At 59.2% G+C, this 13,431-nt stretch carries 15 protein-coding genes; 10 read left to right on the top strand and 5 right to left on the bottom strand.

Annotation, left to right across the window (positions count from 1 at the left end; translation table 11 throughout):
- Positions 1–31: 31 nt before the first annotated feature.
- Both ACQZ5K_RS08130 and ACQZ5K_RS08125 read right to left on the bottom strand, forming a co-directional pair.
- Positions 32–421, bottom strand: a complete 390-nt coding sequence (locus tag ACQZ5K_RS08130) for a DUF6220 domain-containing protein (protein ID WP_448740090.1) — start codon at positions 419–421, stop codon at positions 32–34.
- Positions 421–1,458: an NAD-dependent epimerase/dehydratase family protein gene (locus ACQZ5K_RS08125; protein WP_448740089.1), complete on the bottom strand. Its 1,038-nt coding sequence runs from the start codon at positions 1,456–1,458 to the stop codon at positions 421–423. The genes ACQZ5K_RS08130 and ACQZ5K_RS08125 overlap by 1 nt, the downstream gene beginning before the upstream one ends.
- An 89-nt stretch (positions 1,459–1,547) precedes the next feature.
- On the opposite strand from ACQZ5K_RS08125, the gene ACQZ5K_RS08120 reads away from it, so the two are divergent.
- Positions 1,548–2,492, top strand: a complete 945-nt coding sequence (locus ACQZ5K_RS08120) for a LysR family transcriptional regulator (protein WP_003522856.1) — start codon at positions 1,548–1,550, stop codon at positions 2,490–2,492.
- A 109-nt stretch (positions 2,493–2,601) separates the two neighbouring features.
- Here ACQZ5K_RS08120 and ACQZ5K_RS08115 read toward each other — a convergent pair whose 3' ends face one another.
- Positions 2,602–2,868: a DUF2188 domain-containing protein gene (locus tag ACQZ5K_RS08115; RefSeq protein WP_003522857.1), complete on the bottom strand. Its 267-nt coding sequence runs from the start codon at positions 2,866–2,868 to the stop codon at positions 2,602–2,604.
- 194 nt (positions 2,869–3,062) lie between these two features.
- Here ACQZ5K_RS08115 and ACQZ5K_RS08110 point away from each other — a divergent pair, with 194 nt between their 5' ends.
- Positions 3,063–4,169 (top strand): calcium:proton antiporter, encoded by a 1,107-nt coding sequence (locus ACQZ5K_RS08110; protein ID WP_448740088.1) that lies wholly within the window; start codon positions 3,063–3,065, stop codon positions 4,167–4,169.
- Between the two features lie 58 nt (positions 4,170–4,227).
- Here ACQZ5K_RS08110 and ACQZ5K_RS08105 read toward each other — a convergent pair whose 3' ends face one another.
- On the bottom strand, positions 4,228–5,430 hold the full coding sequence (locus ACQZ5K_RS08105) for a pyridoxal phosphate-dependent aminotransferase (protein WP_003522859.1): 1,203 nt from the start codon (positions 5,428–5,430) through the stop codon (positions 4,228–4,230).
- Positions 5,431–5,639: 209 nt separating this feature from the next.
- Here ACQZ5K_RS08105 and ACQZ5K_RS08100 point away from each other — a divergent pair, with 209 nt between their 5' ends.
- The 4 genes from ACQZ5K_RS08100 (at position 5,640) to ACQZ5K_RS08085 (ending at position 8,738) form a co-directional block, all read left to right on the top strand.
- Positions 5,640–6,566, top strand: a complete 927-nt coding sequence (locus tag ACQZ5K_RS08100) for an EAL domain-containing protein (protein WP_003522860.1) — start codon at positions 5,640–5,642, stop codon at positions 6,564–6,566.
- A gap of 146 nt (positions 6,567–6,712) precedes the next feature.
- Complete coding sequence (locus ACQZ5K_RS08095) at positions 6,713–7,024, top strand: hypothetical protein (protein WP_448740087.1); 312 nt, start codon at positions 6,713–6,715, stop codon at positions 7,022–7,024.
- A 151-nt stretch (positions 7,025–7,175) separates the two neighbouring features.
- The gene (locus ACQZ5K_RS08090) at positions 7,176–8,078 is read left to right on the top strand and encodes a DMT family transporter (protein ID WP_448740086.1); all 903 of its coding nucleotides are present in this window, start codon (positions 7,176–7,178) and stop codon (positions 8,076–8,078) included.
- 444 nt (positions 8,079–8,522) lie between these two features.
- On the top strand, positions 8,523–8,738 hold the full coding sequence (locus ACQZ5K_RS08085) for a cold-shock protein (RefSeq protein ID WP_003494703.1): 216 nt from the start codon (positions 8,523–8,525) through the stop codon (positions 8,736–8,738).
- Positions 8,739–8,883: 145 nt separating this feature from the next.
- Here the strand turns inward: ACQZ5K_RS08085 and ACQZ5K_RS08080 are convergent, their stop codons facing one another.
- On the bottom strand, positions 8,884–9,528 hold the full coding sequence (locus tag ACQZ5K_RS08080) for an MBL fold metallo-hydrolase (RefSeq protein WP_003522863.1): 645 nt from the start codon (positions 9,526–9,528) through the stop codon (positions 8,884–8,886).
- Positions 9,529–9,759: 231 nt separating this feature from the next.
- On the opposite strand from ACQZ5K_RS08080, the gene ACQZ5K_RS08075 reads away from it, so the two are divergent.
- The 4 genes from ACQZ5K_RS08075 to ACQZ5K_RS08060 all read left to right on the top strand — a co-directional run bounded on the left by ACQZ5K_RS08075 (position 9,760) and on the right by ACQZ5K_RS08060 (position 13,234).
- Positions 9,760–10,359: a DUF1236 domain-containing protein gene (locus ACQZ5K_RS08075; protein WP_003522864.1), complete on the top strand. Its 600-nt coding sequence runs from the start codon at positions 9,760–9,762 to the stop codon at positions 10,357–10,359.
- Positions 10,360–10,600: 241 nt separating this feature from the next.
- Complete coding sequence (locus tag ACQZ5K_RS08070) at positions 10,601–11,107, top strand: MarR family winged helix-turn-helix transcriptional regulator (RefSeq protein ID WP_031234081.1); 507 nt, start codon at positions 10,601–10,603, stop codon at positions 11,105–11,107.
- Positions 11,108–11,109: 2 nt separating this feature from the next.
- On the top strand, positions 11,110–11,823 hold the full coding sequence (locus ACQZ5K_RS08065) for a response regulator (protein WP_448740085.1): 714 nt from the start codon (positions 11,110–11,112) through the stop codon (positions 11,821–11,823).
- Between the two features lie 31 nt (positions 11,824–11,854).
- A complete protein-coding gene (locus ACQZ5K_RS08060; RefSeq protein WP_003522867.1) occupies positions 11,855–13,234 on the top strand; it encodes an ATP-binding protein in 1,380 nt (459 codons plus the stop codon).
- Positions 13,235–13,431 lie beyond the last annotated feature (197 nt).

Here is a 13,431-nt window from a genome sequence, read left to right as displayed (position 1 = left end):
GTACTGCCCGAAAGCAGTGCGGCGTTTTCTTTCAGCGCAGGCTTCGCGCCTGCCGCGCGGCAAAATCGGAAAACGCACCCATGACGAAGGCGTTGGGCACATGCAGCGCCTGCAGGAAGCCATTGCCCGTTTCCCGGCCGATGCTCATCAGGGCCACCTGAAGACAGTAAAGACCAAGCAGGACCAGCGTGCGGGTAAGGTTCGGCCGCAGATCGTCATATAGAGAAGCGAGAACCGCCAGCGACAGGATCGGAACGGCGATGAGGAAGCCGAGCCCCCTGTGCAGCGAAAGCAGCGATCCATCGTAATAGATCGACAGCCCGGCCACCAGCACCTGCGCGAAGATCAGCACCGGCACGCTTGCCGAAATCACGGCAAACACGCGACGCCGGGCCGACATCCCATTCGCAACCGTGGCCATCACACCCTGCCCCCGGCATCGGCCGGATGCGGAAGGCTCGACGGCTGCGGCCTCTGTTCAAGGCAGCCGAGGCTCGCCAGTGTCGTCGCTACCGCAATGTCGATCGGTGTTCTGGGTTCCGTTCCGAGGAAATCCGTCAGCCTGCGATTGCTCATCCGGATCGGCATATGCCAGAGATATTGCATTTCCAGCACTTCGCGGAACAGGGGAACGAAGGGAGCGGCCAATTTGATGCCCGACCAGGATAGCTGCCGCCTCTTGACCGGATGACCGACAACCCGCTCGATGGCTTCAACCAGTTGCAACCCGTCGAAATCCCAGAAACCTTCCATGTGATAGACGGCGAAAGCCGGAAGCTCGCCTGCGCGGTCCAGCAGCCGGCCAATGGTCTCGGCGACATCCGCCAGATAGGCCCATTGATGCCCGGCATAGGGCGCGGCGGGATTCTGGACACTCCGGACCGGTTTTCCGGGCTTCACCAGCATTTGCGAAAACCAGTTGTTTCTCGCGTCAGGCCCAAAGAAATCCCCGGCGCGGACGATCAGCACCGGCACGCCGCGCATCGACGCCATTTTCAGCCGCCGCTCCATCTCCACACGCAATGCGCCCTTGCGGGTGAACGGCTTTTGCGGGCTGTCTTCCGTCAGAAGCGGAAAGGCGTCCGGGCCGAAATTATAGACGCTGCCCGGAAAGACGATCCGCGCCCCGCAGGCCTCGGCGGCGGCAATGCTATTGTCGAGCATCGGCAGCACCTGGCTTTCCCAGTTGCGATATCCGGGAGGATTGACCGCATGGACGATGAGGCTCGCGCCTTTTGCCGCATCCATCACATCCTGCCGGTTCATGGCGTCCCCGGTCACACGTTCGACGCCATCCGTAGCGCCCGTTGACGTCCGCTGGCGCGTCATCGCCCTCACCCGCCATCCCCGTTGCTGCAGCATTCTGGAGACCTGACTGCCGACACCGCCATTCACCCCCAAAATCAGGGCCAGAGACCGTTCATTCCGCGCTGTATTTGCGTTGTTTTCATATATCATCGCCGTACTCCTTGATGTGGGCTGGAGTATCGCCCCGTTCCGCGATATACGAAATTATCGAAATGAGTGGAGCAGCTATACAAAATCTTATGACCAGAAACCGTGACATCAGCTGGGATTTCTATCGCACCTTCCTCAGCGTGCTGAGCGACGGTTCGCTGTCCGCCGCCGCCCGCGAGCTTGGCATCACCCAGCCGACGGCAGGACGTCACATCGGCGCGCTGGAAGAGGCCGTCGGCTTTCCGCTGTTCATCCGCTCGCCGCACGGGTTGATGCCGACGGAAGCAGCCCTTGCGCTCCGCCCCTACGCGGAAAATCTCGCGGCAACAACCGCCGCCCTCATGCGCGCGGCCTCCGGCGAAGTCGGCAAGATCGAAGGCACGGTGCGCATCAGCGCAAGTGATATCATCGGCGTGGAAATGCTGCCGCCGATCATCACGGCCATGCAGGAGGTTCACCCACGGCTTGAAATCGAGCTTTCGCTCTCCGATACGCTGGAAGACCTTTTAAGGCGCGAGGCGGATATCGCCATTCGCATGACCGAACCGCAGCAGGATGCGATCGTGATGCGTTATATCGGCAATTTCCGTCTGGGATTTCATGCGACACGCGACTATCTGGCAAGAGCCGGCACCCCGAAGAGCATGGAAGATCTGAACCATCACCGGATGGTCGGTTTCGACCGCAAGACGCCTTTCATTCGGGCGGCCATCCAGCGGATGCGCTCGCTCGATCCGGACATACCCGATATTGAGGAAATTTCCTTTGAAATCCGCGCCGACAGCAATCTCGCCCAGCTTGCCATGATCCGCGCCAGTGCAGGCATCGGCGTCTGTCAGATCGGTCTGGCGCGCAAGGACCCCCGGCTCGTTCAGGTTCTTCCGAAAATCGACATTCCGCTCCACACCTGGGTCGCGATGCATGAAAATCTCAAGACCTCGCCGCGATGTCGTGCCGTTTTCAGCGCCCTCGTCGAAGGCCTCAAGGGTCATCTTAAAGAAACCGATCCGGGCGCCCCGCCGAAACGGCGCTAATGCCGATCCCGCATCGTTGCCGCGCGGGCCGACATCCGCAATTGCCTGGAAGAGACCGGCGGAATACGCAAAGTGATCCCGGCTTTGCTGGAAATCCACGGATCGCCGATCAAAACGGTCTGGCCTGCTGCGTCGTCTTGTCGACCACCTCGGCTTCCGGCCGGTCGCCGCCCTGGCTATATTCTTCATGCCAGTGGCCGCTCTCATCCTGATAGCTGATTTCCTCGTCATCGCCCCCCACCTGCTGTTCGGCGGCAACGATGCGCGCAGCTTCGACGGCATCCGCATAAGAAGGGAATGTTTCGGAATAAGCACCGTTCATGCGGTAGGCGAAGCCTCCGTCATGTTCGACAATTTCATATACCACTTTGGTCATGCATGGTCCTCCTGTCTCGGTAGGCGACATGGCAACCACAACCGCGTTTCAAGCATTGCACCCGATGGGACACCGCGGCATGAGCAGCATGTCCTGCAACACCACTATCCTACCAAAAGCATTCAAGCGCAAATCCTGCTTGATCTGGGGGACGATACGTCACAGCCTGAGCCGATCAGGGGGAAGGGAAATCGATGGCGGGTTCTATTCTGAAACAGGAGCGCATGCTGCTGCTGGCGATACCGGCGGCAATCGTCGCTTATCTGGCCGAACATGCAATATTCGAAGCCGGAAAAACGGCGGCGCTTATCGCCGCCGTTGCGCTGATCGGGCTCATCGTCCTCGTCTCGATGCGGGTCGCCCATCACGCCGAAATCCTTGCCACCAAGGTCGGCGACCCTTACGGCACCATGATCCTGACGTTGTCGGCCGTCGCGGTGGAAGTGCTGATCCTCGCCATCATCATGAGCGAATCCAGTTCGCCCACTCTGGTGCGGGATACGATCTATTCCGCCGTGATGATCGACATCAACGGCATTCTCGGTCTCGCGGCGCTGCTCGGCGGTCTTCGCCACGGCGAGCAGCCTTATAACGACGATTCCGGCAAGACCTATGGCGTGATGATCCTCACCGCCATGGGTATTTCGATGATCGTGCCGGAATTCATCCCCAATGAAAGCTGGCATGTGTACTCCGCCTTCACCATCGTCGCGATGATCGCGCTTTACGCCCTGTTCCTCAAAATGCAGGTCGGCCCGCACAGCTATTTCTTCAGCTATGCCTATCCCCGCAAGGCACATCCGGCCGGGCAGGCATCGGACGGCCATGCGGAAGAGGAGGACGAAGGCAGCGTAACGGTATCCATAGGCCTCATCATCGCCGGCGTGGTGCTGATCGGTGTGCTGGCGGAATTCATGTCGGCCTTCTTAAGCGAAAGCCTCGAGGGCACCAGCGCGCCGCCGGCGCTGATGGCGGTGGTGGTGGCGACGATCTCGGCATCGCCGGAAATCCTCACCGCGCTCCGCTCCGCCCTGCGCAATCGCATGCAGGCCGTGGTCAATATCGCCATGGGCGCATCGCTGTCGACGGTCATCCTCACCGTGCCCGTCATGGAGGGTATCGCGCTCTATACCGGCCAGCCTTTCATCATGGCAATGACGCCGGTTCAGACCGTCATGGTCTTCATCACCCTCATCGCCGCGGCCATCAATCTCAATGACGGCGAAACCAACGCGATTGAAGGAATGACGCATTTCATTCTCTTCGCCACCTTCATCATGCTGCTGTTTCTGGGGCTTTGACCAAAACGAAAAAAGCCCGGCATCGCTGCCAGGCTTTTTCAATCAATATCACAACCGATCAGCGGCAATCGGCGCAGAAGCGCTGGATGCGCTTGCAGGCTTCTTCCAGCAGCGCTTCCGACGTGGCGTAGGAAATGCGGAAGTTCGGGCCTAGGCCGAAAGCCGATCCCTGCACGACGGCGACGCCTTCGGCTTCCAGAAGCTCGGAAACGAAATCCGTATCCGTCTCGATGACCTTGCCCGACGGCGCGGTCTTGCCGATCAGGCCGGCGCAGGACGGATAGACGTAGAATGCGCCTTCCGGAGCCGGGCAGCTGATGCCCTTGGCCTGGTTGAGCATGGAAACGACGAGATCGCGACGGCCTTCGAAGATTTTCTTGTTGGCCGGAATGAAATCCTGCGTGCCGTTCAAGGCTTCGACAGCGGCCCATTGCGCAATCGAGCTTGCGCCCGAGGTCTGCTGGCCCTGGATCATGTCCATGGCCTTGATCAGCGGCAGCGGGCCGGCAGCGTAACCGATACGCCAGCCGGTCATCGCATAGGCCTTGGAGACGCCGTTCATCGTCAGCGTGCGGTCATAGAGCGAAGGCTCGACTTCGACCGGCGTGACGAATTTGAAATCGCCGTAGGTCAGGTGCTCATACATGTCGTCCGTCAGTACCCAGACATGCGGATGCTTGACGAGCACGTCGGTCAGCGCCTTCAGCTCGTCATGCGAATAGGCGGCGCCCGACGGGTTGGACGGCGAGTTGAACACGAACCACTTGGTCTTCGGCGTGATCGCCTTTTCCAGCGCTTCCGGCTTCAGCTTGAAATTGTCTTCCAGCGTGGCGTCGACGAAGACCGGCGTACCGCCGCAGATCGCCACCATTTCCGGATAGCTGACCCAGTAGGGCGCCGGAATTATGACTTCATCGCCCGGGTTCAGCGTGGCCATGAAGGCGTTGAAAAGGATCTGCTTGCCGCCCGTGCCGACAATCGTCTGCTCCGGCTTGTAGTCCAGACCGTTTTCACGCTTGAACTTGTCGGCAATCGCCTTGCGCAGTTCCGGAATACCCGAAACCGGCGTGTATTTCGTTTCGCCGCGCTTGATGGCGTCGATGGCCGCTTCCTTGATATTTTCGGGCGTATCGAAATCCGGCTCGCCGGCGCCAAGGCTGATCACATCGCGGCCCTTCGCTTTCAGCTCACGGGCTTTCTGGGTAACGGCGATGGTGGCGGATGGCTTTACGCGGGAGAGAATGTCGGCAAGGAAGGCCATTTTTAATCGGTCCTATTGGGGTTGACATCGGCAGAGGTTGGAAAACTTGTCATCTGCGGCATTTTCTATGTCGAAAGACAGGCCTTCTTTCAAGGTCAAAAGCCGGCTTATGTGCTGCATCGCAGAATTTAAACCTTCCTTAACCCGGAAGTAACGCTTGATACGCTACATTCGCGAGCCTAGAGGTCGTGTCTCTATCTGGTTGAAAAATGGCGCTCAAAAGCATCTTTTCCAGTCTTGTCCGCGAGGTCGATGGCACATGGTCCACGGCCTATAGCACCTTCAACCTGAAATCGGCCCTGCAGCCCATTTTCCGCCGCACGGCGAGCGGTATTCTCGACATCGATTCCTTCGAGGGTCTGGTGCGTCCCCATCGCAATGGCGAACCGGTGACGCCGGGCGAATTTTTCTCGCTGGTCGCGCCGGAAGATATCGAAAATATCGACAGCATCCTGCGCACGATCCACATTCTCAACACCGGCAGGCTCAACCGGTCCCGCGCCCGCATCTTCGTCAACTTCCATCCGGGCCTGTTCCAGACCCCGGCCAAGATGCGCCAGGAAGTGGAGCGCATGCGTCTTGCCGCCCACGAAGCCGGCATGACGGCGGATCGCATCGTCTGCGAAATCTCCGAGAAAAAAGCCTCCGACACGCAGATGGTCGCCGACTTCGCCTACCACATGCACGATATCGGCTTTCGCGTGGCGCTCGATGACTATGGCGCCGGCGATTCCGACATCGACCGGGTGAAGCTCATCAAGCCGGACTATGTGAAATTCGAAGCCGGCTGGGTGCGCGATTTCATGCAGAATTCGGCGGGCGCCGCCCTTCTGCGCGTCATCGTCAGCCAGTTTCGCGCCGATGGCATAGAGCCGGTCTTCGAAGGGCTGGAAGCCGCGTGGCAGGTCGATCTGTGCGAGGAACTCGGCGTCCTGTTGATGCAGGGTTACGTGCTGGCAAAGCCCGAACTTGCCCCGACCAGTTTCGACACACGTTTCCCGGAACTCGGCAGTGAATATTTCGCCCGGTCAAGGGCGGAAAGAGGCCCTGCGCCACCGGCATTTTTCCGGGAAGAACGCCCCGCCGATCCGCACCCGCTGCGCCAGACCCGGACCTTCGGAAAACGCGGCCTCTGACGCCAAATCCGCCCAAACGGCTCTCCTGACCGGCTTTGCCACAATATTGCCGCAATAAATGCCGCGGAACGCCAGAATTCGGTCTCCAAGCCGTCCATTTCGAAGCCTCTTTTATCCTTTAAGAACAGGGACAAGAGGCGACAGCCATGTTTACCAACGATCGGACTTCCGTTGAAAGGTTAAGGGCGCAGAGAACGCTGTTTTCCCTCTGGATGGCCGTTGCGGCTTTTCTTGTCATCGTCACCATGGCCGCCGGCATCGCAACCTCGGCCAATGCGTCTGCCCAGGCGGTCGATACCCTGCATACTTCCGCCATTCCGCAGGTGGCGGCGACGACGAAAGCGGGCCCCCACATCCTGCTGATCGTCCTTTCGGCCGCGGCTTTCATCGGCCTCGGCATTGGCGGCCTGACGCTCACCCGGCGCAGCCTGAAGGACGAGGCCCGCCGCTACAAATAAGCGGCCCTTCCCTCGACTTGCGGCATCGGCAGGTTGCTGCTAAAACACCCGGAAACAGTCATCCGCATTGCGGATCGATATTTCAAAAATCCCCGAATTACCACGGCCGCGACTGAATGATCTTCCGGCCCTGTCGTGCTGGTGCCAACTAATGACGCGTATTCAGGCCAATATGCTGCTTCTGCTCGCCGCAGCAATCTGGGGAGGCGGCTTCGTTGCGCAATCCTCCGCCATGGCCTCTATCGGCCCGTTCTGGTTCGTCGGCCTGCGTTTCGCCATCGCCGCCATCGCCGTGCTGCCCTTCGCGCTCATGGAAACACGGTCGCTGAAATCGCCGCCGCGCCGGCGCGAAATCGGCAGCTTCATCCTCGTGGGTCTGGCCCTGTTCGGCGGCGCCACCACGCAGCAGGTCGGGCTCCTGACCACGACCGTCACCAATTCCAGCTTCCTGACCGGGCTCTACGTCATCTTCGTACCCGCGATCGCCGTCGTGCTTTACCGCCGTCATCCCCACTGGATCGTCTGGCCATGCGCGCTGATGATGCTGGGCGGCATATTCCTGCTCTCCGGCGGCGCTTTCGAGGCGCTGACCACGGGCGATATTCTCAGCATCATCTGCGCCTTCTTCTGGGCGATCCAGATCACGCTGGCCGGACGCTTCGTTTCCGAAAGCGGAAGGCCGCTGGCGCTTTCCTGCACCCAGTTCGCCGTTTGCTCCCTTCTTAGTTGCATGATCGGTGTCGTGTTCGAACCGATCAGCATGGCCTCCATCGAGGCGTCGCTGGCGGAAATCCTCTATGTCGGCCTCGTCTCCTCCGGCCTCGCCTTCGTGCTGCAGGTCATCGGCCAGCGTTACACCACCGCCCCGCAGGCCGCGATATTCCTGTCCTCGGAAGCGCTTTTCGGCGCTTTGCTGGCTTCGGTGTTCCTGAAGGAAACCATTTCAAGCGCCGGCTATATCGGCTGCCTGATCATATTCGTCGCGATCCTCATCGTGGAACTGGTGCCGGAACTGACGCGCAAACGGCAAAAATCCATGGCTGGAGCGGCCTGACGCAAAAAGAACTTATTTTTCTCTTTCCGCCATAAATTCAAATAGGGCATTCAAATTTTGCCGTGAAATCCTTCGGCAAACGGCAATTATTTCATCAACTGTCACTTCTGCGGAAAAAATATGCGATTGCACGATGTTATTCTACCGCAGGTTTTTTATCTGACAAAAAGCCCGTGAAAACTTTTGCTTGCCAATTTTCGATAAACGCATCACTCTACCGCGGTTCGGGCAATTTGCGAGCATGGGAAGGCCTATAATTTTGCGCACTGGGGACGCTATAAACCTCGGGCGGTGGGACGAAAAACGTTGGATGAGAACGCCATTACTTCCCGCTGCGAAGGTCCATTTTCTCAATAGTCAAAAACTGCCTGCCAACGCCCACGCGGGGCAAAACTGTAATGCTGCCTGTAGCTGAACGCGGGCAGAGCGAAAAGGACCTGATGCATGGCCGAAACTGGCACCGTAAAATTCTTCAATACAGACAAAGGCTTCGGCTTCATCAAGCCAGACAATGGTGGCGCTGATATCTTTGTTCACATCTCTGCCGTACAGGCTTCTGGCCTGTCCGGACTTTCAGAAAATCAGAAAGTGAGCTTCGACACGGAACCGGATCGTCGCGGCAAGGGGCCGAAGGCAGTCAATCTGCAGATTGCTGGCTGACCCTAAAACGGCTTTCTTTTCTAGTTGAAGCCCGGCAGGAATGCCGGGTTTTTTTGTGCGGTCCCGCAGGACTTAGAGCATTTTCAGGAAAAGTGGAATCCGGTTTTCCGTCTGGAAATGCGAAAAAACTCTAATGAGCCAGCGCTCAGAGCCCCTTGAGATAGGGGTTGGTGAGCCGTTCTTCGCCCAGCCGTCCACCCGGACCATGGCCGCAGATGAAACCGACATCGTCACCCAGCGGCAAAAGCTTGTCGCGAATGGACGCCATCAATTGCTCATGGTTTCCGCCCGGCAGGTCCGTGCGCCCCACCGATCCCGAAAACAGCACGTCGCCGACATGGGCGAAGTTCTGGTCGCGGTTGTAATATATGACGTGGCCGGGCGCATGGCCCGGGCAATGATAGACTTCGAAGACGTGATCCCCGAAGGATACCCTGTCGCCGTCCTTCAGCCATTTATCGGGCGCGACGTTCCGAAGACCGCTAATCCCGTATTTTTCGGCCTGCGCCTCAACCCTTTCGAGCAAGGGACGGTCGTCCTCATGCGGCCCGATGACCGGCAGCGACAGCTTTTCACGCAGTTCATCGGCACCGCCGGCATGATCGAGATGCCCGTGCGTCAGCCAGATTTCCTTCAGCGTGATGCCATTTTCAGACACGACCTGGAGAATGACGTCCACATCCCCACCGGGATCGACGACGACGCCCTCCTTGGTGTCCTGATCGAACAGGATGGTGCAATTCTGCTCGAATGGCGTGACCGGAATAATGCCCGCCTGCAATTTTCCCATATCCTGTGTCTCCTGTCTGAAAGCTCCCGCCTCCTATAGCCCGCGACCGGGTGCGGCACAATGGCGGCGGAAAAGACGCCGGCTTTCAGCGGCTGGATCAGTCTAAAAACCACTATGGAAACAGGAAGATAGCAATAAATCTTCGGCGGATGGCGGGAATTACCGGCAAAAAATGTGGAACGCCCCGATGGTTGCGACGTTCTAGCTCCAGTCTTGAAAGGAGTGAGACACATGGACAAGACGCTTAAAATGCTCATGGCTGGCGGCGCCTTCGCCTTGATGGCCGGTTTCGCGAACGCCGCCATGGTCGCCACCACCGCATCGGATATTTCCGTTCGCTCAGGCCCCGGTGAAGACTATCCCGAAGTGGGACTGGCCACCCGCGGCAGCAATGCGGTTCTGGATGGCTGCATGGAAGGCAGCAGCTGGTGCCGGATCGAAGTCAACGGCCTGCGCGGCTGGGCGCATGCCGATTATCTGAATGTCATGTATGAGGGCTCGCCGGTCATTCTCGAACAGCGCCGCTCGGAACTCAGCGTGCCGGTCGTGACCTATGAAAAGACCTCGAGCGTACAGGCCGAACCCAATCCCGGCGATCCGAACCTCGGCCGCGTCGGCGAGGTCGATCCGCCGCAATCGGTGATGACCTATATTGACGAACATCCCGCAGACACCGTCACCTATGATGGCGACATAGCCGTCGGTAGTGTGTTGCCGTCGGATACACGTCTCGTTGAAATTCCGGACTATCAATATCGTTATGTCCGGGTGAACGACGTGCCGGTTCTGGTCGAACCTTCGACGCGACGGATCGTCTACGTCTATCAGTAAACGCACGGCGGACTTCAAGAGACGGATGAAGAGCGCGGAGTTTCCGCGCTCTTTTCTATTTCCGGTAAAGGCCGCTCAGGATTCCAGTTGCACCCGCACCCGCGCCATATTATCCACCGCAACAGAAAATGATCGCGGCATTCTCCCGAGCGGACGCATTTTCGGCTATGTTTACAGAATATTGGCGCATCGACGCCTGTCAGCCTATGATCAGACAGCCGCAGAATATGAAGGAACCGCAGTGCCACCGCAATCGCTCAAAACCGCCGCCGCCAGGCAGACACCGGCACTCCCGAAGGTTGACGACGGCAAGATCGACTTCGACACGATCGAGGCGCTGTTTTTCGCCTATCGCGATTTCGTCTCCGATCCCGATGTCATTCTGTCGAAACTGGAATATGGGCGGGCGCATCACCGGGTGGTCTATTTCGTCAGCCGGCAGCCAGGCATGACGGTAGCGGATCTGCTCGATACGCTGCAGATTACCAAGCAGAGCCTTGCCCGTGTGCTGAAGCAATTGATCGACGACGGTTACATTCGCCAGATGGCAGGCCCGGAAGACCGCCGCCAGCGCAGGCTTTACCCCACGCTCACGGGTCGCGAACTGGCGCTGGCGCTGAGCGAGCCGCAATCGCGCCGCATCGACCGCGCGTTGGAAGGTCTCGGGCCGGACGCCCGCGCCTGCGTGCGCAAATTCCTGGCGCAGATGCGCAGCCCGACGACGACCACCACCGTGGAGGACGAGTGACAATGGCGACAGCACCGACAAAACGTCCACCGGCGGATGACGATGCGGCCCACCTGCTGATCGTCGACGACGATGCCCGCATTCGCGATCTCCTGCAGCGCTTTCTGGGCGACAAGGGCTATCGCATCTCCGTGGCGGCCGATGCGACCGAAGCCCGGCGCAAAATGGTGGGCATCCGTTTCGATCTGCTCATCCTCGACGTGATGATGCCCGGCGAAAACGGGCTTTCGCTGACCCGCTCGCTGAACGAGGACAAATCCGTGCCGGTCATTCTTCTGACCGCCCGCTCGGAAGCGGATTCGCGCATCGCCGGGCTGGAAGCGGGTGCGGACGATTATCTCGCCAAACCCTTCGACCCGCGCGAGCTCGTCCTTCGCATCAACAATATCCTGCGGCGCAATACCTCGCCCGATACCCCCAAGATCGAACAGATCATGTTCGGCCCCTACAGCTTCTCCATCCCCAAAAAGGAATTGCGGCGCGGCCCCGAAACGATCCGCCTGACGGATCGCGAGCAGGAGATCATGCTGCTTTTTGCGCTGCGCGCAGGCGATACCATTCCCCGCCACGAGCTGGTGGAAGCGGAATCGGAAGTGGGCGAAAGAACCATCGACGTGCAGATCAACCGTCTTCGCCGAAAGATCGAGGACGACCCTGCCAATCCTGTCTATCTGCAAACGGTGCGCGGCATCGGTTACCGCCTGAGCGTGGACTGACGAGCACCCAACGAAGGGCGAACGCACGGCCATGGCGAGCCTCGATTTTCTCAGCACGGTCAGAAACAGCGGCGCGGCCAAGGCCTGGCGCATGTCAGGCAGATGGCTGCGCCACTGGCTGCCAACCGGCCTCTACACCCGCTCGCTGCTCATCATCATCCTGCCGATGATCCTGCTTCAGGCCGTGGTCGCGGCCGTTTTCATGGAACGCCACTGGCAGCTCGTGACGGAACGCCTCTCCTCCGCCGTGACGCGCGATATCGCCGCGATCATCGAGCTGCTGCAGACGGACCCGGAGGAAGACGACTATCAGCGCGTCATCCGCATCGCCCGCGACAAGCTGGATCTCAGCGTCTATATCGAACCGAAGACAGACCTGCCGGCCCCAAGACCGGAGCCGCTGTTTTCGATCCTCGACAGGATTCTGGCGGATCAGTTAACGCAGCAGATCGGCCGACCGTTCTGGATCGATACCTATGGCAACGGCTCGCTGGTGGAAATCCGCATCCAGCTCGAAGACAAGACCCTGCGCGTCTTCACCCGCCGCAGTTCGGCCTATGCATCCAACACGCATATCTTCCTTGTCTGGATGGTCGGGGCATCGCTGGTGCTGATCGCCATCTCCATCCTCTTCCTGCGCGGGCAGATCAAACCCATCGAAGCGCTCGCCAAGGCGGCGGAAAACTTCGGCAAGGGCCAGAAGATCAGCGGCTATTCCCCGCGCGGTGCGGACGAGGTGCGGCGCGCCGGCCTCGCCTTCATCCTGATGCGCGAGCGTATCGAGCGGCAGATGGAGCAGCGCACCGCCATGCTGAACGGCGTCAGCCACGACCTGCGCACCATCCTCACCCGCTTCAAGCTGCAACTGGCGCTCGCGGGCGACAATCCCGACCTCGAGGGGCTCGACAAGGATGTCGAGGACATGCAGTCGATGCTGGAGGCCTATCTGACCTTTGCCCGTACCGATGTCGAAGAGGATGTCGGCACGCTGGAGCTTCCGGCCCTTCTCGAAAAAATCGGCCATGATTTCGAGCTGCACGGCAAGAAATTCAGCTACGAGCTTTATAATATCGAGCGGATCATCGCGCGGCCGAACGCGCTGTCCCGGCTCGTCGCCAATCTGGCCGAAAATGCACGGCGTTACGCCGGCAATCTCCACATCGATATCCGCAAGGCGCCGCGTTCCATCATCATGACCTTTGACGATGACGGGCCGGGCATTCCGGAAAACTCACGCGAGGATGTGTTCAAGCCGTTCTTCCGGCTGGACGAGGCGCGCAACCTCAATGCTTCGGGCACCGGTCTTGGCCTTTCCATCGTGCGCGATATCGCCCGCAGCCACGGCGGCGATGTGACGCTCGATGAAAGCCCGATGGGTGGATTGCGGGTAATCGTCAAAATTCCGGCTTAGAGTTTTTTCGCTTTTCTTCGAATCGCGAAAACACTCTAACTCCTTGTTTCGGCGCATTTCCGGACGGAAAACCGGGCTCCACTTTTCCTGGAAATGCACTAGGTCCAATCGACATTCAGGATTCAATTAAGCTCTGATATGTGATTCATAGAACTCTGGATTTTGTCATCTGGAGTTTTCGTCATGCCGAAACCGAA

This window comes from Agrobacterium sp. 22-226-1, from assembly GCF_053522345.1.
This window is presented reverse-complemented; position numbering and strand designations above follow the sequence as displayed.